This is a genomic window from Geodermatophilus normandii (assembly GCF_003182485.1).
Lineage (GTDB): Bacteria > Actinomycetota > Actinomycetes > Mycobacteriales > Geodermatophilaceae > Geodermatophilus > Geodermatophilus normandii.
Genome location: NZ_QGTX01000001.1, coordinates 1,466,493 through 1,491,101 on the forward strand (window position 1 = coordinate 1,466,493; position 24,609 = coordinate 1,491,101).

General features: G+C 76.2%; 26 protein-coding genes and 1 pseudogene. 20 read left to right on the forward strand and 7 right to left on the reverse strand.

The window, feature by feature from the left end; all coding sequences use genetic code 11:
- Positions 1-102 precede the first annotated feature (102 nt).
- From JD79_RS07195 to JD79_RS07225, 8 genes and pseudogenes are all read left to right on the forward strand, one after another.
- The gene (locus tag JD79_RS07195) at positions 103-498 is read left to right on the forward strand and encodes a TOBE domain-containing protein (protein WP_110004962.1); all 396 of its coding nucleotides are present in this window, start codon (positions 103-105) and stop codon (positions 496-498) included.
- A 43-nt stretch (positions 499-541) separates the two neighbouring features.
- A complete protein-coding gene (gene modA / locus JD79_RS07200) occupies positions 542-1,330 on the forward strand; it encodes a molybdate ABC transporter substrate-binding protein (RefSeq protein WP_110004963.1) in 789 nt (262 codons plus the stop codon).
- Positions 1,327-2,121 (forward strand): ABC transporter permease, encoded by a 795-nt coding sequence (locus JD79_RS07205; RefSeq protein WP_110004964.1) that lies wholly within the window; start codon positions 1,327-1,329, stop codon positions 2,119-2,121. The genes modA and JD79_RS07205 overlap by 4 nt, the downstream gene beginning before the upstream one ends.
- A 29-nt stretch (positions 2,122-2,150) precedes the next feature.
- Positions 2,151-2,594: pseudogene (locus JD79_RS24490) on the forward strand (ATP-binding cassette domain-containing protein); the annotation flags it as partial.
- Positions 2,595-2,714: 120 nt separating this feature from the next.
- Positions 2,715-3,170 carry a TOBE domain-containing protein gene (locus JD79_RS24495; RefSeq protein ID WP_425454186.1) on the forward strand — a complete coding sequence of 152 codons (456 nt, stop codon included), beginning with the start codon at positions 2,715-2,717 and terminating at the stop codon, positions 3,168-3,170.
- 117 nt (positions 3,171-3,287) lie between these two features.
- Positions 3,288-3,869, forward strand: coding sequence for a nucleotidyltransferase family protein (locus JD79_RS07215; protein ID WP_110004966.1), 582 nt, complete (start codon positions 3,288-3,290; stop codon positions 3,867-3,869).
- Positions 3,866-4,291, forward strand: coding sequence for a molybdenum cofactor biosynthesis protein MoaE (locus JD79_RS07220; protein ID WP_245899871.1), 426 nt, complete (start codon positions 3,866-3,868; stop codon positions 4,289-4,291). The genes JD79_RS07215 and JD79_RS07220 overlap by 4 nt, the downstream gene beginning before the upstream one ends.
- A 147-nt stretch (positions 4,292-4,438) precedes the next feature.
- The gene (locus JD79_RS07225; protein WP_245899873.1) at positions 4,439-6,028 is read left to right on the forward strand and encodes a SpoIIE family protein phosphatase; all 1,590 of its coding nucleotides are present in this window, start codon (positions 4,439-4,441) and stop codon (positions 6,026-6,028) included.
- A gap of 18 nt (positions 6,029-6,046) precedes the next feature.
- Here the strand turns inward: JD79_RS07225 and JD79_RS07230 are convergent, their stop codons facing one another.
- The 6 genes from JD79_RS07230 to JD79_RS07255 all read right to left on the reverse strand — a co-directional run bounded on the left by JD79_RS07230 (position 6,047) and on the right by JD79_RS07255 (position 11,091).
- A complete protein-coding gene (locus JD79_RS07230; protein ID WP_110004967.1) occupies positions 6,047-6,265 on the reverse strand; it encodes a hypothetical protein in 219 nt (72 codons plus the stop codon).
- Entirely contained in the window at positions 6,262-7,311 is a 1,050-nt protein-coding gene (locus JD79_RS07235; RefSeq protein WP_110004968.1) for a hemolysin family protein, read from the reverse strand. The genes JD79_RS07230 and JD79_RS07235 overlap by 4 nt, the downstream gene beginning before the upstream one ends.
- Positions 7,304-8,695: a hemolysin family protein gene (locus JD79_RS07240; RefSeq protein ID WP_110004969.1), complete on the reverse strand. Its 1,392-nt coding sequence runs from the start codon at positions 8,693-8,695 to the stop codon at positions 7,304-7,306. The genes JD79_RS07235 and JD79_RS07240 overlap by 8 nt, the downstream gene beginning before the upstream one ends.
- Before the next feature lie 69 nt (positions 8,696-8,764).
- Positions 8,765-9,007 (reverse strand): MoaD/ThiS family protein, encoded by a 243-nt coding sequence (locus JD79_RS07245; RefSeq protein ID WP_110004970.1) that lies wholly within the window; start codon positions 9,005-9,007, stop codon positions 8,765-8,767.
- Positions 9,008-9,011: 4 nt separating this feature from the next.
- Positions 9,012-10,073 carry a GTP 3',8-cyclase MoaA gene (moaA, locus tag JD79_RS07250; RefSeq protein ID WP_110004971.1) on the reverse strand — a complete coding sequence of 354 codons (1,062 nt, stop codon included), beginning with the start codon at positions 10,071-10,073 and terminating at the stop codon, positions 9,012-9,014.
- Positions 10,074-10,221: 148 nt separating this feature from the next.
- The gene (locus JD79_RS07255; protein ID WP_110004972.1) at positions 10,222-11,091 is read right to left on the reverse strand and encodes a hypothetical protein; all 870 of its coding nucleotides are present in this window, start codon (positions 11,089-11,091) and stop codon (positions 10,222-10,224) included.
- A gap of 189 nt (positions 11,092-11,280) precedes the next feature.
- Here JD79_RS07255 and JD79_RS07260 point away from each other — a divergent pair, with 189 nt between their 5' ends.
- Positions 11,281-12,549: an MFS transporter gene (locus JD79_RS07260; protein ID WP_245899875.1), complete on the forward strand. Its 1,269-nt coding sequence runs from the start codon at positions 11,281-11,283 to the stop codon at positions 12,547-12,549.
- Between the two features lie 74 nt (positions 12,550-12,623).
- Positions 12,624-13,463 (forward strand): aldo/keto reductase, encoded by an 840-nt coding sequence (locus JD79_RS07265; RefSeq protein ID WP_110004973.1) that lies wholly within the window; start codon positions 12,624-12,626, stop codon positions 13,461-13,463.
- A gap of 85 nt (positions 13,464-13,548) precedes the next feature.
- Here the strand turns inward: JD79_RS07265 and JD79_RS07270 are convergent, their stop codons facing one another.
- Entirely contained in the window at positions 13,549-14,358 is an 810-nt protein-coding gene (locus JD79_RS07270; protein ID WP_110004974.1) for a DUF3097 domain-containing protein, read from the reverse strand.
- Positions 14,359-14,679: 321 nt separating this feature from the next.
- Here JD79_RS07270 and JD79_RS07275 point away from each other — a divergent pair, with 321 nt between their 5' ends.
- The 10 genes from JD79_RS07275 to JD79_RS07315 all read left to right on the forward strand — a co-directional run bounded on the left by JD79_RS07275 (position 14,680) and on the right by JD79_RS07315 (position 24,579).
- Positions 14,680-15,741 (forward strand): PRC and DUF2382 domain-containing protein, encoded by a 1,062-nt coding sequence (locus JD79_RS07275; protein WP_110004975.1) that lies wholly within the window; start codon positions 14,680-14,682, stop codon positions 15,739-15,741.
- 152 nt (positions 15,742-15,893) lie between these two features.
- On the forward strand, positions 15,894-16,811 hold the full coding sequence (locus JD79_RS07280; RefSeq protein ID WP_211307895.1) for an AAA family ATPase: 918 nt from the start codon (positions 15,894-15,896) through the stop codon (positions 16,809-16,811).
- Between the two features lie 154 nt (positions 16,812-16,965).
- Entirely contained in the window at positions 16,966-17,265 is a 300-nt protein-coding gene (locus tag JD79_RS23580; RefSeq protein ID WP_245899878.1) for a hypothetical protein, read from the forward strand.
- The gene (locus tag JD79_RS23585) at positions 17,235-17,981 is read left to right on the forward strand and encodes a vWA domain-containing protein (protein ID WP_245899880.1); all 747 of its coding nucleotides are present in this window, start codon (positions 17,235-17,237) and stop codon (positions 17,979-17,981) included. Before JD79_RS23580 ends, JD79_RS23585 begins: the two co-directional genes overlap by 31 nt.
- Positions 17,982-17,992: 11 nt before the next feature.
- Positions 17,993-19,114, forward strand: coding sequence for an XdhC family protein (locus JD79_RS07290; protein WP_110004977.1), 1,122 nt, complete (start codon positions 17,993-17,995; stop codon positions 19,112-19,114).
- Positions 19,115-19,187: 73 nt separating this feature from the next.
- Positions 19,188-19,742 (forward strand): MOSC domain-containing protein, encoded by a 555-nt coding sequence (locus JD79_RS07295; protein WP_245899882.1) that lies wholly within the window; start codon positions 19,188-19,190, stop codon positions 19,740-19,742.
- Positions 19,743-19,785: 43 nt separating this feature from the next.
- Positions 19,786-20,682 (forward strand): AAA family ATPase, encoded by an 897-nt coding sequence (locus JD79_RS07300; RefSeq protein WP_245899884.1) that lies wholly within the window; start codon positions 19,786-19,788, stop codon positions 20,680-20,682.
- Positions 20,683-20,805: 123 nt separating this feature from the next.
- Positions 20,806-21,657, forward strand: a complete 852-nt coding sequence (locus JD79_RS07305) for a vWA domain-containing protein (protein ID WP_110004978.1) — start codon at positions 20,806-20,808, stop codon at positions 21,655-21,657.
- 80 nt (positions 21,658-21,737) lie between these two features.
- Entirely contained in the window at positions 21,738-22,769 is a 1,032-nt protein-coding gene (locus JD79_RS07310; protein ID WP_110004979.1) for a nitronate monooxygenase, read from the forward strand.
- A 112-nt stretch (positions 22,770-22,881) separates the two neighbouring features.
- Positions 22,882-24,579: an AMP-binding protein gene (locus JD79_RS07315; RefSeq protein ID WP_110004980.1), complete on the forward strand. Its 1,698-nt coding sequence runs from the start codon at positions 22,882-22,884 to the stop codon at positions 24,577-24,579.
- The last annotated feature ends 30 nt before the right edge of the window (positions 24,580-24,609 follow it).

Consider the following 24,609-nt stretch of genomic DNA (forward strand, 5'->3'; position numbering starts at 1 on the left):
ACGGTCAACGTGCTGGTCGGACGGCCGTAGCGCACGTCCTCGTGCCGTATTCGGCTCCTGCGCGGGCCGGGGACCGCCGTCCCCGGACTAGGGTCACGCGGCGTGAGTGCGCGCTACCGGATCGCCGAGGCCGCGGCGCTGCTCGGCGTCAGCGACGACACGGTGCGGCGGTGGATCGACAGCGGCCGGCTGCCGGCGTCCCGGGAGGGCGGCGGCCCCGCGCACGTCGACGGCGCCGACCTCGCCGCCCTGGCCACCGCGCTGCACGAGGCGCCCGAACCGGGCACCACCCGCGGGTCCTCGGCGCGCAACCGGCTGGCCGGCATCGTCACGCGCGTCGTCCGCGACACCGTGATGGCGCAGGTCGAGATCCAGGCCGGGCCGTTCCGCCTCGTCTCGCTGATGTCCCGCGAGGCCGCCGACGAGCTGGGCCTCGAGATCGGTGTCCGCGCCGTCGCCACGGTCAAGGCGACGCAGGTGAGCGTCGACGTCCCGTAGTGCTCTCCGCACCCGCGGAACCTCGAGCGCTACTGTCCCGCTCATGCGGAGCGGACGCGTGGTGGCGGTGCTGGCGGCGGTGGCGCTGGGGACCGCCGCCTGCGGGGGCGGGGGCGACGCCGCGGCGTCGACGGCCGGCGCGTCGGGGAGCGGCCCGACCGGCACCCTCACCGTCTTCGCCGCCGCCTCGCTCACCGACGTCTTCACCGACCTCGGGCAGCGGCTGGAGGACGCCCACGACGGCCTCACCGTGCAGTTCAACTTCGCCGGCAGCTCCGCGCTGGCCACCCAGCTCACCCAGGGCGCCCCGGCCGACGTCTTCGCCTCGGCCAACGGTCCGCAGATGTCCGTGGTCACCGACGCGGGTCTCGCCGGCGGCGACCCGACGGTCTTCGCCGGCAACGTCCTGCAGATCGCCGTCCCCGCGGGCAACCCCGCCGGTGTCACCGGCCTGGCCGACTTCGCCCGCGAGGAGCTCGCGCTGGCCGTCTGCGCGCCCGAGGTGCCCTGCGGTGCTGCCGGGGAGGCCGTCTTCGCCGCCGCCGGCGTTAGCCCGCGGCCGGACACGCAGGAGGAGGACGTCCGCGCCGCGCTGACCAAGGTCGAGCTCGGCGAGGTCGACGCCGCGCTGGTCTACGCCACCGACGTCACCGCCGCCGGGGACGCCGTCGGGGGGAGGCCCTTCCCCGAGGCCGAGGACGCCGTCAACGACTACCCGCTGTGCACGCTGGCCGCCGCGCCGAACCCCGGGGCCGCCCGGGCCTTCGTCGACCTGGTGCTCTCCGAGGAGGGGCAGCAGGCGCTCGAGGACGCGGGCTTCCGCGCCCCGTGAGGCGGGCCCGCACCCCGGCGCCGCTGCTGGTCCCGGCGGCCCTCGCCGTCGTCTTCCTGGTCCTGCCCCTGGCCGGGCTGCTGGTCCGGACGCCGTGGTCGCAGCTGGGCGCGCTGCTCACCGCACCGGGGGTCGGGCAGGCGCTCCGGCTGTCGCTGGTGTCGGCCACGCTGGCCACCGCGGTCTCCGTGGTGCTGGGCGTTCCGCTGGCCTGGGTGCTCGCCCGCAGCAGGGCGCGCGGGCGGGCGGTGCTGCGCGCGCTGGTGACGGTGCCGCTGGTGCTGCCGCCGGTGGTCGGCGGCGTCGCGCTGTTCCTCGTGCTGGGCCGGCAGGGGATCGTCGGGCGCTGGCTGGACGAGGCGTTCGGGCTGACCGTCCCGTTCACCACGACGGCCGTCGTCATCGCCGAGACGTTCGTGGCGATGCCGTTCCTCGTCATCAGCGTCGAGGGCGCGCTGCGGGCCGCCGACGTCCGGTACGAGGACGCCGCCGCCACCCTCGGTGCCGACCGCTGGACGACGTTCCGCCGGGTCACCCTGCCGCTGGTGGCCCCGGGCGTCGCCGCCGGCGCGGTGCTCTGCTGGGCGCGGGCCCTGGGCGAGTTCGGCGCCACCATCACCTTCGCCGGCAACTTCCCGGGGACGACGCAGACGATGCCGCTGGCGGTGTACCTGGCGCTGCAGCGGGACCCGCAGGCGGCGATCGTCCTCTCGCTGGTGCTGCTCGTCGTCTCGGTGGCCACGCTGCTGCTCCTGCGCGACCGCTGGCTCGGACGGGGAGCCGCCGCGTGAGCCTCGCCGCGCACGTCGTCGTCCGCCGGGGGACGGTCACCGTCGACGTCGAGCTCGGGGTCGCCGACGGCGAGGTGCTCGCCGTCCTCGGCCCGAACGGCGCGGGCAAGTCGACGCTGCTGCGGGTGCTCGCGGGCCTCCTGCCGCCCGACGGCGGCCGGGTCGCCGTCGACGGCACGGCCTGGGACGACGTCGCCGCGCGGGTCCACCTGCCCGCCCACCGCCGGCCGCTCGGGATGGTGTTCCAGGACTCCCTGCTGTTCCCGCACCTGTCGGTGCTGGACAACGTCGCCTTCGGCCCCCGGACGCGGGGTGCGTCCCGGACGGCGGCCCGGACCGCGGCCGCCGCCTGGATCGAGCGGGTCGGGCTCGACGGGCTCGGCGACCGGCGGCCCGGGCAGCTCTCCGGCGGGCAGGCGCAGCGGGCGGCGCTGGCCCGCGCGCTGGTGGGCGACCCCGCGCTGCTGCTGCTCGACGAGCCGCTCTCGGCGCTGGACGCCCGCACCCGGCTCGCCGTCCGCGCCGAGCTGCGCCGGCACCTGGCCGACTACGCCGGCAGCACGGTGCTGGTCACCCACGACCCGGTCGACGCCATGGCGCTGGCCGGCCGCGTCGTCGTCGTGGAGGACGGCCGGGTGGTGCAGGCGGGGACGCCGTCGGACGTCGCCCGCCACCCGCGCACCGACTACGTCGCCCGGCTGGTCGGGCTCTCGCTGCTGCCCGGGACCGCCGACGGGCTGAGCGTGCGCCTCGACGGCGGCGGCGTGGTCGCCGTCGCCGAGCCCGCGGCGGGCCCGGTGCTGGTCGCGGTGCGTCCCGAGTCGGTGGCGCTCCACCCGTCGCGCCCGGAGGGCAGCCCGCGCAACGCCTGGCCGCTGACCGTGGCCGGCGCGACGCCGCACGGCGCGACCGTCCGCTGCGAGCTCGACGGCGAGGTGCCGCTGCTCGCCGACGTCACCGCGACCGCGTTCGCCGAGCTGGGCCTGGCCCCCGGCTCACCGGTCTGGGCGGTGGTGAAGGCCTCCGAGGTCACCGTCTACGCCCGCTGACGTCGTCCCCCGATGATCAGGTGGGATCACCGCCGCGCGTCCTGGCTCGACGTGGGCGGTGAGCCAGGACGCGGCATGATCAGGTCACCTGATCGTGCGGGGAGGGAGGCTGGGCGCATGAGCACGGTCGCCGGTCTGGTCCTCGCCGCGGGCGGAGGGCGCCGCTACGGCATGCCCAAGGCCCTGGTCGAGTACGAGGGCAGCCTGCTGGTGGAGCGTGCCGTGCGGACGGCGCGGGCGGTGTGCGACCCGGTGCTCGTCGTCCTCGGCGCCCGCGCGGTCGACGTCTGGCGGGCGGCCGACCTCACGGGCGCGACGGTGCTGGCCAACCGCGACTGGGAGACCGGCATGGCCTCCAGCCTGCGCACCGGCCTCGACGGGCTGCGCGGCTGGCCGGGGCGGATGGACGCCGCGCTGGTCACGCTCGTGGACATGCCGGGGATGACGCCGGAGGCGCTCGCGCGGGTGGCCGCGCACGCCGCCCCGGACGCGCTGGCGGTGGCCACCTACGACGGCGTCCGCGGGCACCCGGTGCTGCTCGGCCGCGCCTCCTGGCCGGAGGTGGCCGCCACGGCCACGGGCGACGAGGGCGCCCGCCGCTACCTGGCCACGCACGCGGTCACCGAGGTCGACTGCACGGGCCTGGCCGACCCGGTCGACCTCGACGTGCCGCCCGGCGGGGTAGCTTCGGGCCCGTGATCGCCGGCCACCTGATCGCCAGAGTCGTGGACGAGCCGCTGTCGGTCGCCGAGCACGAGCAGGCGGTGGCCGACGCCGGTGCCGGCGCCGTCGTCTCCTTCGCCGGCGTCGTGCGGGACTCCGACGGCGGCCGGTCGGTGACCGAGCTCGAGTACGTCGGCCACCCGACCGCCGGGCAGGTGATCACCGAGCTGGCCGAGGAGTTCGCCGCCCGTCCCGGCGTCCGCGCGGTCGCCGTCTCCCACCGGGTCGGCCTCCTGGGCATCGGCGACGTCGCCCTGGCCTGCGCGGTGAGCTCCGCCCACCGCGGGGAGGCCTTCACCGCGTGCGCCGAGCTGGTCGACGAGGTCAAGAGGCGGCTGCCGATCTGGAAGCGCCAGGTGTTCACCGACGGCGACGAGGAGTGGGTCGCCTGCCCGTAGGGCCGTTCGGTCGCCTCTCGGTACCGGAGCGGCCGATCACCTTGACCGGTACCGGGGGCGCGTGACACAACGGTGCGCGACTCCAAGGGTGGGGTTGATCACCCCGGCGTGCCCGCGGACCGCGGCCGGACCACAGCGAGGTGTCCCGTGCCGGCGACGCAGCGTGATCCGGTCCTCGAGGCGATGCCCCTCGGCTACATCGCCGTCGACGCCGACTGGCGGATCACCTACGTCAACGCCGGGGGCGAGGCCGTCGTCGGCCTCACGTGGGACGAGCTCGTCGGCGCCTGCTTCTGGGCGGTCTTCCCGGCCAACCGCGACAGCGAGGCCGGCCGGGTCTACCGCGAGGTCGTGGCCACCGGGCACGCCCGGACGTTCGAGGTCTACTACCCGGAGCCGTTCCACCACTGGTTCGAGGTCAGCGCCGTCCCGCTGCCGGCCGGTCTGGCCATGTACTTCTCCGAGGTCACCGCGCGCCGCACGGCGCAGGACCGGCTGGCGCTGCTGGCCCGGGTCGGCGCCGAGCTGACCGGCACCCTCGACCTCGCCGAGGCGGTCCGCCGGATCCCGCGCCTGGTGGTGCCCGAGCTCGGCGAGGCCTGCCTGCTCACCGTGCTCGACGACGAGGGCCGGCCGCGCGACCTCAGCTCCTGGCACGGCGACCCCGCCCGCCGCGACCTGCTGGCCCGCTACGCCGGCGTCCGGCTGCCGGGGATGCCGTCCGCGGCCCCGGTGATGCAGGCGCTGGCGGGGGAGACGGTGACCGCCGACGGCGACGCGGTGCTCGCGTCGATCGAGGACGAGGAGGCGGCCCGGCTGTACCGCGAGCTGGGGGCCCCGGCGGTGCTGGCCGTCCCGCTCCCGGGCCGCGACCGGGTGATCGGCGCCCTGACGTTCCTCGCCGGCGATCCCCGCAGCGCCGCCCGGGTGGACCCGCTCACCGCCCGCGAGGTGGCCGGCCGGGTCGGCCTGGCGCTGGACAACGTGCGGCTCTTCGCCCGCCAGCGCCAGCTCGCCGAGGCCCTGCAGCGCAGCCTGCTGACGGACCCGCGCGGCTCCGGTCTGGGTTCCGTCGAGGTCCGCTACACGCCGGCGGCCGAGGCGGCGCGGGTGGGCGGTGACTGGTACGACGCGTTCCCCCAGCCGGGCGGGGCGACGACGCTGGTCATCGGCGACGTCGTCGGTCACGACACCGCCGCCGCGGCGGCCATGGGGCAGCTGCGGTCGCTGCTGCGCGGCGTGGCGGCCTACAGCGGTGCGGGGCCGGCCGAGGTGCTGCGCGGGCTCGACGAGGCGATGGCGACCCTCGGCGTGGACACCTACGCCACCGCCTCCGTCGCCCGCTTCGAGCGCACACCGGCCGAGGCCGCGGCCGGCCGCACCCGCATGTGCTGGGCCAGCGCCGGCCACTTCCCGCCCCTGGTGCTCGACCCCGCCGGCCGGCCCGTGGCGCTGCCGGCGCTCCCCGGCGACCTGCTGCTCGGCGTCGACCCGGCCAGCACCCGCGTCGAGAGCTCGCTGCTGCTGGAGGCCGGCTCCACGGTGCTGCTGTTCACCGACGGCCTGGTCGAGCGGCGCGGCCTCGACCTCGACGCCGGGCTGGCCCTGCTGGTCGAGACCGTCGCCGGACTCGGCGGCCTCCCGCTGGACGAGCTGTGCGACGAGGTCATCGAGCGGCTCGTGCACGGCCGTCCGGAGGACGACGTCGCCCTGGTGGCCCTGCGCCTCGACCGCTGACCGGGACCGCCGGGGGGCTCAGCCGACGGTGCGGCCGTCCTCGTCGGTGGGACGCGCGCTGCCGTGCCCCTGGGCGGCCTCCTCGGCGCGCTCCTCCTCCAGCTCCACCTCGGCCTCCAGCCGGTGGGCCTCGCCCGCCACCTGGGCGGCGGCGTCGCCGTGCGACTCGCCGTAGACCTCCTCGGCCCGGCCCAGCAGCTCCTCGGCCTTCGCCCTGGCCTTGTCGATGAAGCTCATCGTCGTCCCGTCCTCTCCGTACCCCGGTGTGCAGCGTCGCGGATCTCGCCGACCAGCTCCTCCAGGATGTCCTCCAGCGCCACGACGCCGACCACCCGGCCCGCGTCGGTGACCGCGGCGAACTGGGCGCGGCCGGCCTGCATGACCGCCAGCGTGCGCCGCAGGTCGTCCTCGGCGGCCACCCGCGGCAGCGGCCGGGTGATGTCCCGGACCCGCGGCTCGGGCGCCCCGTCGGCCTGCAGCACGTCCTTGACGTGCACGTAGCCGAGCAGCCGGTCGCCGACGGCCACCGGGAAGCGGGAGAAGCCGGTGGTGGCCGCGGCCCGCTCGATGGCGGCGGTGTCGTCGTCCGGCCCGACCACGGTCAGCGCGACCCGCGGGATGAGCACCGAGCGGGTGTCGCGCTCCTCCAGGCCCAGTGCGCCGGTGAGCAGCTCGTGGCCCCGCGCGTCGAGCAGCCCGCCGGCGCGGGACTCGTCGAACAGGCCCGACACCTGGTCGCGGGTGAACGCGCTGGTCACCTCGTTGCGCGGGGTGACGCCGAGCAGCCGCAGCACTCCGTTGGCCAGCGCGTTGAGCGCCACGATGACCGGCTTGAGCACCGTGACGACGGCGGCCAGCGGCGGGGTCAGCGCCAGCGCCGCGCGGTCCGGGCCGGCCAGCGCCAGGTTCTTCGGCACCATCTCGCCGATCACCACGTGCAGGGCGACGACGGCGGTCAGCGCGAGGACGAAGGAGATCGGGTGCACCAGCGCCTCGGGCACCGCCAGCGCCGCGAAGACCGGCTCCAGCAGGTGCGCCACCGCGGGTTCACCGATGGCGCCGAGGCCCAGCGAGCACACGGTGATGCCCAGCTGCGCGCCGGCCATCATCAGCGACACCCGCTCCATCGCGGCGAGCGTCGTGCGGGCGCGGCGGGAGCCGGCGTCGGCCAGCGGCTCGATCGACGAGCGGCGGGCGGAGATCAGCGCGAACTCCGCGCCGACGAAGAACGCGTTGGCCAGCAGCAGCACGACGGCGACGAGCACGCCGACCCAGTCACCCACGGTCGGCCTCCTCGTCCTCGTTCCCGGTGGTCGCGGGCACCTCGCCGACGAGCGCCCGCTCCACGCGGGTGCCGTCGACCCGCTCGACCTCGACCCACACGCCCGCCGGCAGGCCGTCGGCCTCCGCGGCGAGCTCCGGCGGCAGGGTGGGCCGAGCCTCGATCCGGTCACCGACCTCGGGGATCCGGCCCAGCACGTGCAGCACCAGGCCGCCGAGGGTCTCCCAGTGCCGGTCGGAGGGGACCGCGAGGCCGGTGGCGGCGGCCACCTCGTCCGGGCGCAGCAGGCCCGACACCGACCAGGTGCCCTCGCCGCGGTCGACGACGTCGTCGCCGGTCTCCTGGTCGTACTCGTCGGTGAGGTCGCCGACGATCTCCTCCACGAGGTCCTCGATGGTCACGACGCCGTCGGTGCCGCCGTACTCGTCGACGACGACGGCCATCTGCAGCCCGCCGCGGCGCAGGTCACCGAGCAGGTCGTCCAGCCGCCGTGACGTCGGGACGAACAGCGCCGGGAGCATGACCGCCGAGACCGGGGTGCCGCCCCGCCGGTCACGCGGCACGGCCAGGGCGTGTTTCACGTGGACCATGCCGACGACGTCGTCGACCCCGGCGCCGGAGACGACCGGGAAGCGCGAGTGCCCGGAGTCGCGGGCGGCCCGGAGCACCTCGTCGACCGGGGCGTCGTCGAGGACGGTGGTCATGCGGGTGCGCGGGGTGGCCGCGTCGCTGGCGCGCAGCTCCCCGAAGGCCAGCCCCCGCTCGAGCAGGACGGCGGTCTCGGCCGGGAGGGTGCCCTGCCGGCCGGAGCGGCGGACCAGCGAGGTCAGCTCCTCCGGGGAGCGGGCCGAGGCCAGCTCCTCCTGCGGCTCGACGCCGAACAGCCGGCGCAGGACGGCGTTGGCCCAGCCGTTGAGGAAGCGGATGACCAGCGACGTCGCGCGGGTGAAGCCGCGCTGGAAGCCCGACACCGCCCGCGCGGTGCGCAGCGGCTCGCTGATGGCCACGTTCTTGGGCACCAGCTCGCCGAACACCATCGTCAGCGCGGTGGCCAGGACGAGCGCCACGGTGATCGAGACCGACCGGGCGGCGCCACCGGACAGGCCCACCGCCTCCAGGGGTCCGCGCAGCAGGGCGGCGATCGAGGGCTCGGCGACGAAGCCGATGGCCAGGTTGGTCACGGTGATGCCGAGCTGGGCGCCCGAGAGCTGGGTGGAGAGGGTCTTCAGGGCGGCGAGCACCCCGGCCGACCCCCGCACACCCGCCTCGACCTCGCGTTCGACGGTGGGCCGGTCGACGGTCACCAGGGCGAACTCGAAGGCCACGAAGGCGGCGCAGGCGAGGACGAGCAGGACGCCGACGAGGACCAGCAGCCACTCGATCATGCGGTGGTCCGCGGGAGCGGGGAGGAACGGGGAGGGCTCGTATGGTGAGGCTGGCTCACGAGGGGACGGTCATCCTCCGGCGAAGGGGGGCAGCACGTCGACGACCGCCCCGGGTGACAGCTGCAACGAGCGGTCGCGGGTCTGCGTTCCGTCGACGAGGAACGAGCAGGCGGTGAGCACCCGTTCCAGACGCTCGCCGTGCGCCTCGACGATACGGCCGACGAGCTCCTCGAGCGTGCCGGCCGCGCAGGTCTCGGTGTCGACGCCGCTGGCCGCACGGGCCCCGGCGAAGTAGCGCACCGTCACGGACACGGACTCAGCCCCCGATGGCCGACATGGGCCGGCTGGGCTGCAGGAAGCTCGGGTCGTCGATGCCGTGCCCCGGGAGCTTGGCCAGGGTGGCGATCCGCCAGCGGTCGGCGAGCTCGTCGTCGGTGGCACCCTCGCGCATCGCCGTCCGCAGGTCGGACTCCTCGCGGGCGAACAGGCAGTTGCGGATCTGGCCGTCGGCGGTGAGCCGGGTGCGGTCGCAGGTGCCGCAGAACGAGCGGGTGACCGAGGCGATGACCCCGACGGTGGCCGGGCCGCCGTCGACCAGCCAGCGCTCGGCCGGGGCCGACCCGCGCTCCTCGGTGTCGGGAGTGAGCTCGTGGGCGGCCGACAGGCGGGCCAGGATGTCCTCGGCGGTGACCATCTCGCCGCGGGTCCAGGCGTGGTGGGCGTCCAGCGGCATCTGCTCGATGAAGCGCAGCTGGTAGCCGTGCTCCAGGCAGAAGTCGAGCAGCGGCACGGCGTCGGCCTCGTTCATGCCGCGCAGCAGGACGGCGTTGACCTTCACCGGCGTGAGCCCGGCGTCGGAGGCGGCCCGCAGGCCGGCGAGCACGTCGTCGAGCCGGTCGCGGTGGGTCAGGGCCCTGAACCGCTCGCGGTCGAGGGTGTCGAGGCTGACGTTGATCCGGTCCAGCCCCGCGGCGGCGAGCGCGGGCGCGACGCGGGCCAGGCCGATGGCGTTGGTGGTGAGGCTGACCTCGGGGCGCGGGGACAGCGCGGTGGCCGCCGCCACGATGCCCACCAGGCCGGGGCGCAGCAGCGGCTCCCCACCGGTGAAGCGGACCTCCCGGATGCCCAGCCGCTCGACGCCGATGCGGACCAGCCGGGCGACCTCGTCGTCGGTCAGCTGCTCGACCTTGGGCAGCCACTGCAGGCCCTCGGGCGGCATGCAGTAGGTGCACCGCAGGTTGCAGCGATCGGTCAGCGACACCCGCAGGTCGGTGGCGACCCGGCCGTGCCGGTCGACCAGCCCGCCGCTGCCCGGGACGGCTGCGTCCGGCCCGGGGACCGGACGGGTCCAGGGGTCGGGTAGCGGGGCGCTGCTCACGCTGGCGAATGTAGTAGCGGAACGCGGGCGCGTCCCCCGACCAGCGGGGGACGTCTCCCGAGACGCCGCATCCGCGGGCGCGACCGGAGGATCCGGCCGCGCCCGCGGATGCGGGACGCTGCGCCGACGTTGCACGCCGGCGGGGAGGTCAGCCGATCGGGGTGGGGTTCGTCGGGTCCGGGGGCACCGGCACCGAGCCCTGGATGCGGTTGCGGGCCTGGCAGTCGCTGGTGCAGTTGGTGGCGCCGGCCGAGAGCTCGATCGAGTCCTCACCGAGCACCCCGCCCATGCGGCCGCCCGAGGCGACCGACCAGCGGGTCGTGGTGGCCGTCTGCTCGAGCTTGGTGGCCACCTGGGGGCTGTCCTTGCCGAGCAGCATCTGGTGGGTGGCGTCGGCGGGCACGCCGTCGCCGAAGTTGACCTTGCCCGTGTACTCGTTCACGAAGTAGAAGAGGCCGGCGCCGAGCGTGTGCACGTACTCGACCGCGGAGCCGAACTCCTGCTCCATCTGGAAGATGCCGCCCTGCGGGGCGTCCTTCGCCTGGACCTTGAGCTTGCCGCCGGACGCCGTCGTGAACGTGACGACGAGGACGTCGTCGCGCAGCCGCAGCTCGGAGATCCGCACCCCGCGCAGCTGGGCCGCGGTCAGCACCGGCACCTTGGAGGCGAAGACGACGGTCGGCGTCGTGACCATCCGCTGCGGGTCCGGGGCGCCGGTGAGCGTGTAGTCGTACACGCCGAGGGTCGCCGGGGCGATCGTGAAGGTGACGTGCCGGCCGCGGACGGCGATCGGGGCGGTGGGCGCGGTGTCGCGCAGGCGGTACTCGGTGCCGGCGCCGGGGTTCGACGTGCGTCCGTTGACGGTGACGGCGAAGTCGCCGCCGCTGCTCGCGCCCTCGGTCGCGCCGCCGTCGTCGCCCCCGGAGGCGGAGGCGGTGCCGGGGACGAGCAGTGCGGCGAGCGCGAGCAGCAGGACGAGGACGGCGCGCAGGGGGCGCGGCCGGGAGGTGGGGGCCACGGGGCTCCTCGGGTCGGCGGATCGGGCGCGGACCAGAGTGCATGAACGTTCATGCATCCTGCGTGACGACACGCACACCGACAGTAAGCCGGACGACGGCGCCGCGGGGCGTTGTTACGGTCGGGTCGCCACCCGAGAGTCCGGCGGGCAGTCCCGCACTCGCCTGTGGCCAGGAAGCGCGAGAAGCCCGTGTCACCCCGCACCGTCCTCCGTCCGCTGCTGAGCCCCCTCCTCGGGCCGTACGCCCGCCTGTTCGCCGTCCCCGGTGCCGCGCGGTTCTCCCTCGCCGGGTGGGTCGCCCGGCTGCCGCTGCCGATGCTGGGCCTGGGCGCGGTGCTGCTCGTGGAGGGCGAGTCGGGCAGCTACGCGCTGGCCGGCGCGGTCTCCGGCACGCTCGCCCTGTCCGCCGCGGTGGGCGGCCCGCTGTGGTCCCGGGCGATGGACCGGCGCGGCCAGGGCCGGGTGCTGCGGGTCGCCATGGCCGCCTACCTGGTCACCGGGCTGGCCTTCGTCGCCGTCGTGGTCGGTGACGCGCCCCGCTGGACCTGGTTCGTCCTCGGCGCCCTGACCGGCGCCAGCCTGCCGGGCATCGGCGCGATGGTCCGCGCGCGGTGGGCCGCCGCCCTCGAGGACGCCGAGCGGCGGCAGACCGCGTTCGCCTTCGAGTCCGTCGTCGACGAGGTCGTCTTCGTCGTGGGGCCGCCGCTGGTGACGGTGCTGGGCACGCTCGTCGCCCCGGCTGCGGGCTTCACCACCGGGATCGTGCTCGGCACGGTCGGCGGGCTGTGGCTGGCGCGCCAGCGGGACACCGAGCCGCCGGCGGTGCCCGCGGCGGCCGGTGGCCCCTCCCGGCTGACCGCCGCGCTCGGGCCCGCGGTCGTCGTCGTCACCCTGGCCTACGTCGGCGTGGGCACCGTCTTCGGCGCGATGGACGTCGTCGTGGTGGGCTTCGCGGAGGAGCAGGGGGTCCCCGCGCTCGCCGGCCTCGCGCTGGCGCTCTACGCCGGCGGCAGCCTCGTCGCCGGGCTCGCCTACGGCGTGGCCCGCCTGGGGGGCACGCTCGCCGGGCGCTTCCTCGGCACCGCCGTCGCCTTCGGGCTGGCCGCCCAGGGGCTGTGGGCGGTGTCCTCGCTGCCGCTGCTGGTGGGTGCCGGGTTCCTCGCCGGCCTCGCGGTCGCGCCGGTGCTGGTGTCGGGCGCCTCGCTGGTGGAGTCGCGGGTACCGCGCGCCGCGCTCACCGAGGCGCTGTCGTGGACCAACACCGGGCTGACGCTCGGCGTCACCGCCGGCTCGGCGCTGGCCGGTGCGGCGGTCGACGCGTGGGGGGCCCAGGCCGCCTTCGCCGTCCCCGCGCTCGCCGCGGCCGGGGCCGCGGTGCTGGCGCTGGCCGCCGCGCCGCTGCTGCGCCGCGCCCCCGAGCGGGACGGGTCACGGGTTGGGGACGCGGTCGGCGGGTAGCCGAACGGGACGGGGGCCGGGCGCGCGGTGGAGTCGCGTGCCGCCCACCGTCCACCACCCGAAGAGGAGAGCCCGTGGCCACCGTGCCCACCATCCGCCTGAACAACGGCGTCGAGATCCCGCAGCTGGGCTTCGGCGTCTACCAGATCCCGCCGGCCCAGACCGTCGAGGCGGTCCGCAGCGCCCTCGACGTCGGCTACCGGCACATCGACACCGCCGAGATGTACGGCAACGAGAAGGAGGTCGGCCAGGCGGTCCGCGAGTCGGGCATCGACCGCTCGGAGGTCTTCGTCACCAGCAAGCTGAACAACGGCTTCCACCGTCGCGACGACGCGCTGCGCGCCTTCGACCAGACGCTGGCCGACCTCGGCCTCGACACCCTCGACCTGTTCCTCATCCACTGGCCGCTGCCGACGATCGACGTCGACTACGTCGAGACGTGGAAGGCCATGGAGGAGATCTACGCCGGCGGGCGCTGCCGCGCGATCGGTGTCTCCAACTTCAACCCGCACCACCTGCGCCGGCTGTTCGCCGAGACCGACGTGCGCCCGGCGGTCAACCAGATCGAGGTGCACCCCTACCTCACCAACGACGAGGTGCGGGCCTTCGACGCCGACCACGAGATCGTCACCGAGGCCTGGTCGCCGATCGCGCAGGGCAAGGTGCTCGGCGACCCCGCGGTCACCGGCATCGCCGAGACGCTGGGCAGGACGCCGGCCCAGGTCGTGCTCCGCTGGCACGTGCAGCGCGGCGACGTCGTCTTCCCCAAGTCGGTGACCCGCGAGCGCGTGGAGCAGAACTTCGCGCTGTTCGACTTCGAGCTCGACGAGGGCCAGATGGCGACGATCAGCGGCCTCGACCGCGGCGAGCGCACCGGCCCCGACCCGGACACGTTCGACTACGTGCCCGGCTGAGGGAGGCTCCTGCCCCTGCCGCTCGTGCGGCCCTCCTGCGGGGTCCCGCAGCGGGCCTGCGAGCGGTGGGGCAGGAGGCCCTCCCTCAGTCCTGCGTGACGAAGTCGATGAGCTCCTCGACCCGGCCGATGAGCGCGGGCTCGAGGTCGGTCCAGGTCCGCACGCGGGCGAGGATGCGCTGCGCCCACACGTAGCCGGTGTCGTCCTCCCAGCCGAGCCGGCGGCAGACGCCCTCCTTCCACGGCTCGCCCCTCGGCACGGTCGGCCACGCGCGGATGCCGACGACGGAGGGCTTGACCGCCTGCCAGATGTCGACGAACGGGTGGCCGACGACCAGCGCGTGCTGGCCGGTCACCTGCTCGGCGATCCGCGACTCCTTCGACCCGCGCACCAGGTGGTCGACCAGCACGCCCAGCCGCCGGTCCTGCGCCGGGCGGAACTCGCGCACGATGCCGGGCAGGTCGTCCACGCCGTGCAGCGGCTCGACGACGACGCCCTCGATGCGCAGGTCGTGGCCCCACACCTTCTCGACCAGCTCGGCGTCGTGCTTGCCCTCGACGTAGATGCGTCCCTCGCGCGCGACGCGGGCGCGGGCGCCGGCCACGTAGGTCGAGCCCGAGGCGCTGCGGGTCGGCGTCGCCGGGCCCCTCGGGGTGGGGCGCACGAGCACGACCGGCCGGCCGTCGACCCAGAAGCCCGGGCCGAGCGGGTAGGCGCGCACCTTCCCGAAGCGGTCCTCGAGGTGGACGACGTCCTTCTCGCAGCGCACGACGGCGCCGACGAACCCCGAGCTGGGGTCCTCGACCACGAGGTCGCGCTCGGCGGCCACCTGCGGCGGCGGCTTCCTGACCGTGCGGGGGTGCACCAGGTCGTCATAGGGGGAGCGGGGCGGCACGCTCCCAGGAGAGCCGATCGGGGCGCCCGGGCCCGGACGACGCGCCGAGGGAGGACCGCCGGACGCCGCGCGACACGCCCGGGCGGCGACGTCGTGGCGTTGCGTGACGGTTCGTCGCGGTCGGTCGAGGCGCTCCGGCGGGCCCGTGGTCGGGCCGTGACCTGCGGATTCGCCCGGTCCGGGGGGACGGTCGCCGAGGACCGGCCGGACCACGCTCAGCGACCGAAGTGTCCGAGTCGATCTCCGTCGTTTCGCTCCGGCCAGTGTGGTCACTGATCCAGACGACCGCGACACCAGAGCTCAGATGGGAGCGACACGACGATGATCGGCACCGACACCATCAGCCGAGTGATCGGGCAGGACGTCTACGACGAGTCGGGCGAGAAGATCGGCTCGGCCTCCGAGGTCTACCTCGACGACGAGACCGGTCAGCCGGAGTGGGCCACGGTGCGCACCGGCCTGTTCGGAACCAAGGAGTCCTTCGTCCCGCTGCGTGACGCCGACCTGACCAACGACGGCCTCCGCGTGCGCGTGAGCAAGGCCCAGGTCAAGGACGCCCCGAAGATCGACACCGACGGGCACCTGTCCCCGCAGGAGGAGCAGGAGCTCTACCGGTACTACGGCCTCGGCTTCGGCTCGGGGACGCAGACGCAGACGACGACGCAGACCACGACGGACACCGGCACCGCGGGCACCTACTCGATGGACCAGGACCGGTCGCAGCAGGACCTCACCACGGCCGGCACCGGGACCGTGGGCACCGCCGGCACCGGGACCGTGGGCACCGCCGGCACCGGGACCGCCGGCACCGCCGGCTACACCGACCGTGACCGCGACGGTGTGCGCGACGACCTCGAGACCCGCGGCGCCGTCGGCCACGACACCTCCGGCCCGACGACGGACAGCGCGATGACCCGCTCCGAGGAGCACCTCAACGTGGGCACCCAGCGCGTCGAGGCCGGCCGGGCGCGGCTGCGCAAGTACGTCGTGTCGGAGAACGTGACCCAGACGGTGCCGGTCTCCCACGAGGAGGTCCGGGTCGAGCGCGAGCCGATCACCGACGCCAACATCGGCAACGCCCTGGACGGGCCGGCCATCTCCGAGGAGGAGCACGAGGTCGTCCTGCACGCCGAGCGCCCCGTGGTGGAGAAGGAGGCCGTGCCGGTCGAGCGCGTCCGCCTGGACACCGAGACGGTGACCGAGCAGCAGCAGGTCTCCGAGGAGGTGCGCCGCGAGGAGATCGAGGTCGACGGCGGCCAGACCGGTGTCGCCGGCACCACGACCGGCACCACGACCGGCACCACCGGTCACGACGACCGCGGCCTCGTGCAGAAGGCCAAGGACGCCCTGGACCGCGACAACGACGGCAAGATCGGTCGTTGATCCCCCGGTAGCACCAGGCCCGGTCCCTGACCGGGCGCACCACAGTCGGCGGTGGCCGGCCGGAGACGACGCTCCCGGCCGGCCATCGTGGTGTCTGCAACCGTTGCGGGGGCACCGGGTCGCGTGCCTGGCCAGGTGGGATGCTCGGCGGCGTGACCGAGACCACGGCTGCGCCGTCCCCCCGGACCGACGGCCTGCCCGGCGGCCCGGAGGAGCTGGCCGCCGCGCTCCGGTCGACCGGCTACCTGCCCGACGAGGGCCTGGCCACCGCCGCCTACCTGGCCCTGGTCATGCGCCGCCCGCTGTTCCTGGAGGGCGAGGCCGGCGTCGGCAAGACCGCCCTCGCCCGGGCGCTGGCCGCGGTCACCGGCCGCCCGCTGTACCGCCTGCAGTGCTACGAGGGCCTGGAGGCCAGCCAGGCGCTCTACGACTGGGACTTCGGCCGTCAGCTGCTGCACCTGCGGGCCGCGGAGGCCGCGCACGCCACCGCCGACACCGCGTCACTGGAGGCCTCGCTCTACGACCGGCGGTTCCTGCTCGCCCGTCCGCTGCTGCAGGCGCTGGAGGACTCGCCGAGCGTGCTGCTGGTCGACGAGGTCGACCGCGCCGACGACGAGTTCGAGGCGTTCCTGCTCGAGGTCCTCTCCGACTTCACCATCTCCATCCCGGAGCTGGGCACCGTGCGCGCCGACGTCCCGCCGCTGGTCGTGCTGACCTCCAACCGCACCCGCGAGGTGCACGACGCGCTCAAGCGCCGCTGCCTGTACCACTGGCTGGAGCACCCCGACTTCGACCGCGAGGTGGCCATCCTGCGCACCCGGCTGCCGGAGGTCACCGAGCAGCTGGCCCGCGAGGTGGCCCGGGCGACGGCGAAGCTGCGGACGCTGGACCTGCTCAAGCCGCCCGGCGTGGCCGAGGCCATGGACTGGGCCACCGCGCTGCACGCCCTCGGCGCCCGCGACCTCGACCCCGACCTCGCCGCGCGCACGCTCGGCGCGGTGCTCAAGTACCGCGAGGACACCGACCGGGTGCACTCGCTCGCGCGGGGAGCGCTCTTCGGTGGCGGCTGAGGGAGGACCCCGTCCCTCTCACCCCTCGCAGGCTCGGGGTGAGCCCCCGGACGGGGCCGTTCCAGCACGTCACGGTGTCGTCGCCGTCGTCCTGGGGTTCGCCCGGACGCTGCGCGCCGCCGGGGTCAGCGCCTCCCCCGACCGGGTCGAGGCCATGCTCGCGGCGGTGGCGGCGCTCGACGTCCTCGACGCCACCGCCGTCTACTGGGCCGGACGGCTGACGCTGTGCTCGGGCCCGGACGACCTCGACCGCTACGACGCCGCCTTCGCCGCGTACTTCGGCGGCGAGGCCCCGCGGCGGGGACGACCCGCGCCCCCGCCCCGCCGCGGGTCGCCGTCACCGCGCCGCTCGAGGAGGGCGGCGGAGCCGGTGGGGACGGCGAGGACCCCGCCGACCTCGCCGTCGCCGCGTCCGCCGACGAGGTGCTGCGGCAGCGCGACGTCGCCGACCTGACCCCCGCCGAGCGCGAGCACCTGCGGCGGCTGTTCGCGCTGGTGCGCCCGGCGTCACCGATGCGCCCGGCCCGCCGTCGCCGGCCGTCCGCCCACGGCTCGGTGCACCCGGCCCGCACGGTGCGGCGGGCCCTGCGCGACGGCGGCGAGGTGACCCGGCTCCTGCACCGGCGGGCCCGGCCGCGCCCCCGGCGGGTGGTGCTGCTGGTCGACGTCTCCGGCTCGATGAGCCCCTACGCCGACGCGCTGCTGCGCTTCGCGCACGCGGCGGTGCGCGCCCGGCCGGCCTCGACCGAGGTGTTCACCATCGGCACCCGGCTGACCCGCGTGACCCGGGAGATGCGGCTGCGCGACCCCGACCGGGCGCTGGCCGCCAGCGGGACCGCGATCCCCGACTGGTCGGGCGGCACGCGGCTGGGCGAGGTGCTCAAGGCGTTCCTCGACCGGTGGGGACAGCGCGGCACCGCCCGGGGCGCCGTCGTCGTGGTGTGCAGCGACGGGTGGGAGCGGGGGAGCCCCGACCTGCTGCGCGAGCAGATGGCGCGGCTGCGCCGCCTCGCGCACGCCGTCGTCTGGGTCAACCCGCACAAGGGCCGGGCCGGCTACGAGCCGCTGACCGGTGGGATGCAGGCGGCGCTGCCGTCGGTCGACGCGTTCGTGTCCGGCCACAGCCTGGCCGCGTTCGAGGAGCTCTCAGGGGTGATCTCGCGTGTGTGAGAGGAGCGACCGTGCGTGAGGTGCTCGACGACCTGGTCGGCTGGTGGCAGGCCGGCGAGACGGTCGGGATGGGGACCGTCGTGGCCACCTGGCGCTCCGCGCCGCGCCCGGCGGGGGCGGCGATGCTCGTCGGCCCCGACGGGACGGCGGTCGGCAGCGTGTCCGGCGGCTGCGTCGAGGGTGCGGTGTACGAGGAGGCCAAGGACGTCGTCGAGTCCGGCGTCCCCACGCTGGAGCGCTACGGCGTCAGCGACGACGACGCGTTCGCCGTCGGGCTGACCTGCGGCGGCATCCTCGACGTCTTCGTCGAGCCGGTCTCGCGCGAGTCGTTCCCCGAGCTCGGGGAGATCGCCGAGTCGGTGGGCCGGCACGAGCCGGTCGCCGTCGTCACGTGCGTGCGGGGTCCCGACGACCGCCTGGGCCGCCGGCTGGTGCTGTGGCCCGACCGGGCGTCGGGCACCCTCGGCCTGCAGCGCCTCGACGACGCCGTCGCCGCCGACGCCCGCGGGATGCTCGCCGCCGGCCGCACCGCCACGCTGACCTACGGCCACGACGGCGAGCGGCGCGGCGACGAGCTCACGCTGTTCGTCTCCTCCTTCGCCCCGCCGGCGCGGATGGTCGTGTTCGGCGCCATCGACTTCGCCGCCGCCGTCGCCCGGGTCGGGGCGTTCCTCGGCTACCGGGTGACCGTGTGCGACGCCCGCCCGGTGTTCGCCACCGCCCGCCGCTTCCCCGACGCCCACGAGGTCGTCGTCGAGTGGCCGCACCGCTACCTGCAGGCGGAGGTGGAGGCCGGGCGCGTCGACGAGCGCACGGTGCTCTGCGTGCTCACCCACGACCCGAAGTTCGACGTCCCGCTGCTGGAGGTCGCGCTGCGCCTGCCGGTGGCCTACGTCGGCGCCATGGGGTCGCGGCGCACCCACGACGAGCGTCTCGACCGGCTGCGCGAGGCGGGGTTGTCGGAGGCGGAGCTGGGCCGGCTGTCCTCGCCGATCGGCCTGGACCTCGGCGCCCGCACGCCCGAGGAGACCGCCGTGTCGATCGCCGCCGAGATCATCGCCGGGCGCTGGGGCGGCTCGGGGGAGCGGCTGACCGGTACCGAGGGCCCCATCCACCGCACCGCCGACCGGTGACGGCCCTCGTGCAGGGGCCCGCCGTGGGCCTGCGAGCGGTGGGGGCACGAGGGTCCTCGCCGACGTCGAGGTCGTGGGGCTGCTGGTCTCGCCGGTGCACCGGTACGACGGGCGGCCCGGCGGCGTGGTGCCGGCCCAGGACGGCGACCGCGTGGAGCGGGTCGAGGTGCGCGCGGGGCACGGCATCGTCGGCGACCGCTACGCCGGCCGGGCCGCCCACCGCGACGCCGCCGTCACGGTGCTGGCCGCCGAGTCGGTGGAGGCGCTCGCCGCCGAGCTCGGCAGCGGCCCGCTGGACCCGCTGCTGACCCGCCGCAACGTCGTCCTGCGCGGTGCCGAGGTCGAGGCGCTGCGCGGCGAGGAGTTCGCGCTCGACTGCGGGGAGGGCGTCGTGGTCCTGCGGGGCGGCCGCCCGGCCAACCCGTGCGCCTGGCTGGACACCGTGCTCGCCCCCGGCGCGCACCGGGGCATGCGCGGGCGCGGGGGAGTGCGCTGCGCGCCGCTGTCCGACGGCGTCCTGCGCCTGGGTCCCGCCGTCCTCACCAGCGCCGTCCCGCTCGACCCGGCGCGGGCGGGGGAGGCCCACCGGGTGCTGCCCCGCCCCCGGCCGGGTCCCGCGGCCCCGTAACCTGCGTCACGTCCGCCCGTCCCGGACCTGCGAGAGGAGCCGCGTGACGCCCACCGTGCCGCACCCGGTCATCGGGCTGCGCCGCGAGCGCGAGGTGCTCACCGTGGCGCTGCGCACCAACCGGCACGTCGTCCTGGAGGGGCCGCCGGGCACGGGCAAGTCCACGCTGCTGCGCTCGATCGCCGCGGAGGCCGGCCAGGAGGTCGTCTTCGTCGAGGGCAACGCCGAGCTCACGCCGGCGCGGCTGATCGGCCAGTACGACCCGGCCGCCGTCCTCGCCGACGGCTACGTGCCCGGCAGCTTCACCGACGGGCCGCTCCTCACGGCCATGCGCGGGCACGGGCTGCTCTACCTCGAGGAGCTCAACCGCATCCCCGAGGAGACGCTCAACGTCCTCATCACCGTGCTCACCGAGGGCGAGATCACCGTGCCGCGCCTCGGGCACGTGCGGGCCGCCGCCGGGTTCCGGCTCATCGCGGCGATGAACCCCTTCGACGCGATCGGCACCGCGCGCGTGGGCCAGGCCATCGCCGACCGGATGTGCCGCGTCGTCCTCGGCTACCAGGACGCCGACGCCGAGCGGGCCATCGTCGCCGCCGTCACGGGTGCGCCGCCGGAGCTCGTCGGCCTCGCCGTCCGGCTGGTGCGGGCCACCCGCGGGCACCGCGACGTCCGGATGGGCTCGTCGGTGCGCGGCGCCACCGACCTCGTGCTGCTGCTCGGGGGCCTGCTCGACGTCCGCGGGCAGTCCGGACCCGGCGCCGAGGGAGCCCGCGAGACCGCCCGCGACGCCGCTTACGCCGCGCTGTCGGGCCGGATCCGCGTCGCCGACGGCGTCGAGCGCACGCCCGAGGCGGTCATCGACGACATCCTCGACGACGTGTGGCCGCCCGACGGCCAGCTCCCGGACGGCGAGCAGCAGGCGCCCGGCGACCCTTGAAGGGCTCCTGAGCAGGGAAGCGGTGAGGGCCCGCCGGAGTCCCCGGCGGGCACCGGCTCCCCGTCCCCGCAGCGCCGCGACCGCTCGGGCGGCGGCCGCCGCCGGCAGACCAGCCGGCGGGAGATGGCCGCCCGTCACGACTCGTTCGAGGAGGTCAGCCCCGAGGTCGGCGAGCTCGACGAGGAGGCCTTCGCCGCGCTGGTGGCCGAGGACGCCGACGCCGCGGCCGCGCTGCTCACCGACCTCGCCGCGGCGACCGACCGCGAGCTGCGGACGGCGGCCCGGCGGCTCGCCGCGCGGGTGTTCGTGCAGGTCGGCCGGGTGGGACGCGCCCGGACGCGCGGGACGCGGCGGCTGGTCCCCGACCGCCGCGGCGACGGCGACCTGGACCTCGACCGCACGCTGGACCGCTGGGACGTCGGGACGCCGCTGGCCGAGGGTGACCTGGTGACGCGCCGCTGGACCGGGCACCGGCGCTCGGTCTGCCTCGCCGTCGACACGTCGGGGTCGATGACCGGGCTGGGCGTGGCGATCGCCGCGGTGGCCGCGGCCGGTGTCGTCCTCACCGGCGACGACAGGCTGCGCACCAGCCTGCTCACCTTCGGCCGGGAGGTCGACGTCGTGCAGCGGCCGGGCCAGCGGCGCGCCGCCGAGGACGTCGTGACGCACCTGATCGGGCTGCGCGGGCACGGGACGACCGACCTGTCCGCCGCGCTGCGCGCCGCCCGGCTGCAGCTGGCGCCCGAGGTCGCCGACGAGCGCGTGGTCGTGCTGCTCTCGGACTGCCTGCACACCACCGGCGACCCGCCCGAGACCGCGCTCGCCGGCATCGACCGGCTCGACGTCCTCTGCCCCCTGCCCACGCCCGAGGCGGAGGAGGCGGCCCGCGCGCTGGCCGCCCGGGGCGGGGGGACGGCGCAGATGGTGCGCACGGTGCGCGACCTGGGGCCCGCCCTGACCCGCCTGCTCGGCTGAGAGGCTGGCGGCACTGAGAGGCTGGCGGCACTGAGAGGCTGGCGGCACTGAGAGGCTGGCGGCACTGAGAGGCTGGCGGCATGGTGCTGGACCTCCGCAGGCCGATCGTGCAGGCGCCCATGGCGGGCGGCCCCTCGACGCCGGCGCTCACCGCCGCGGTCTCCGACGCCGGCGGCCTGGGCTTCCTCGCCGCCGGCTACCGGACCCCGGAGGCCGTGCGCGAGGAGGTCCGGGCGACCCGCGCGCTGACCGCGGAGCGCTTCGGCGTCAACGTCTTCCTGCCGGGCCCGCGCGGGGACGACGAGGCGGTGCGCCGGTACGCCGACCGGCTGCGCGCCGAGGCCGAGCGCCGAGGCGTCGAGCTCGGGGAGCCGCGCTGGGACGACGACGCCTGGGAGGCGAAGGTCGCCGTCCTCGCCGAGGAGCGGGTCCCGGTGGTGTCGTTCACCTTCGGCCTGCCCGGGAGCGACGCCGTCGCGGCGCTGCACGACGCGGGCGCCTGCGTGCTGGTCACCGTCACCACCCCCGACGAGGCCCGCGCCGCGGCCGCCGCCGGTGCGGACGCGCTGGTGGTCCAGGGCGTCGAGGCCGGCGGCCACCGCGGCGGCTTCCGGGACGAGGACGGCGTGGGCGAGTACGGGCTGCTCGTGCTCCTGCGCCTGGTCGCCCGGGCCGTGGACCTGCCGCTGGTCGCGGCGGGCGGGATCGGGGACGGCCCGTCGGTGGCCGCGGTGCTGGTGGCCGGGGCGGAGGCGGCCCAGCTCGGGACGGCGTTCCTCGGCTGCCCCGAGGCCGGCACGGGGGCGCTGCACCGCGAGGCGCTGGCCGCGGGCGGGGAGACGGCGCTGACCCGGGCGTTCAGCGGCCGCCGGGCCCGTGGCCTGGTCAACCGCTTCCTCGGCGAGCACGGCGCGACCGCCCCGGCCGCCTATCCACAGGTCCACCACCTGACCACGCCGCTGCGCGCCGCCGCCCGGTCGGCCGGGGACGCCGGCGGGATCAACCTGTGGGCCGGGCAGGGGCACGGGCTGGCCGAGCCGCTGCCCGCCGGCGACCTGGTCCGCCGCCTGGCCGACGACGCCCGCGAGGCGCTGGCCCGCGCGCTGCGCTGACGTCCGCCCGCGTCGACGTCGGCCGGCGACGCCGGCGGGACCGGGGTGGTGGCCGCCGGGCGATCGTCCGACCATGCGGGCACACACCACCGCACGAGCGAGGAGCCGCCGCATGCCCGGCACCGCCACGACCGCCTACCGCGCCGCCCGCGACCAGTTGCTCGCGCTGCGCGAGGACCCCGTCCGGGCCGCCGCGGAGTTCCGCTGGCCGGCGATCGACGGGCCGTTCAACTGGGCGGTCGACTGGTTCGACGAGATCGCCCGGGGCGTGGAGCGGCCCGGGCTGGTCATCGCGCAGGAGGACGGCAGCGAGGGCAGCTGGACCTTCGACGGGCTGGCCCGCCGCTCGGACCAGGTGGCCGCGTGGCTGCGCGAGCGGGGTGTGGGGCGCGGGGACCGCGTCGTCCTCATGCTCGGCAACCGGGTCGAGCTGTGGGAGTCGATGCTCGCCGTCATGAAGCTCGGCGCGGTGATCATGCCGACGACGACCGCCCTGCCGCCCGCCGACCTCGCCGACCGCATCGGCCGCACCGGCGCCCGGCACGTGGTGGCCGACGTCGCCGAGACCGCGAAGTTCACCGACGTCCCCGGCGACTACGGGCGCATCTGCGTGGGCGGCGAGGCCCTCGGCTGGGCGCCCTACGCCGACACGGCCGGCGCCCCCGACCGGCCGCTGGGCTCCCCGGGGACGGAGCCGGGCGACCCGCTGCTCCTGTACTTCACCAGTGGCACGACCAGCCGGCCGAAACTGGTCGAGCACACCCAGGTCAGCTACCCGGTCGGGCACCTGTCGACGATGTACTGGCAGGGCCTGCAGCCCGGCGACCGGCACCTCAACATCAGCTCCCCCGGCTGGGCCAAGCACGCCTGGAGCTGCTTCTTCGCGCCGTGGGCGGCCGAGGCCACCGTCCACCTGCTCGACTACCGCCGCTTCGACCCCGCGGTGCTGCTCGGGCGCATCCGCGACGCCGGCATCACCACGTTCTGCGCCCCGCCGACGGTGTGGCGGATGCTCATCCAGGCCGACCTGTCCGGCGGGCCCGGGCAGCTGCGCGAGGTGCTGGCCGCCGGCGAGCCGCTCAACCCCGAGGTGATCGAGCAGGTCCGGCGGGCGTGGGGGCTGACCCTGCGCGACGGCTACGGCCAGACGGAGACGACGGCGTCGGTGGGCAACCCGCCCGGCGCCGAGGTGCGGCCGGGCTCGATGGGCCGGCCGCTGCCCGGCGTCCCGGTGGTGCTCGTCGACCCGGTCACCGGCGAGCGGGGCGACGAGGGGGAGATCTGCCTGGACCTCTCCCAGCGGCCCCTGGGCCTGATGACCGGCTACCAGGGGGACCCCGACCGGGCGGCCGAGGCGATGGCCGGCGGGTACTACCACACCGGCGACGTCGCGACCCGGGACGCGGACGGCTACGTCACCTACGTCGGGCGCACCGACGACGTCTTCAAGGCCAGCGACTACAAGATCAGCCCGTTCGAGCTGGAGAGCGTGCTCATCGAGCACCCAGCGGTGGTGGAGGCCGCCGTCGTCCCGGTGCCCGACCCGGTGCGGCTGGCGGTGCCGAAGGCCTACGTCACGCTGGCGCCGGGCTGGGAGCCGGGGCCGGAGACGGCGCTGGCGGTGCTGCGGCACGCGCGCGAGCGGCTGGCGCCCTTCCTGCGGGTGCGGCGGGTCGAGTTCGCGGAGCTGCCCAAGACGATCTCGGGCAAGATCCGCCGTGTCGAGCTGCGGCAGCGCGAGGAGCGGGCGGCCCCGCGGGGCACCGGCACCGACTACGCGGACACCGACTTCCCGGAGCTGCGCGGCTGAGGCGTCCCCGTGCCCACCGGCGCTGCGCCG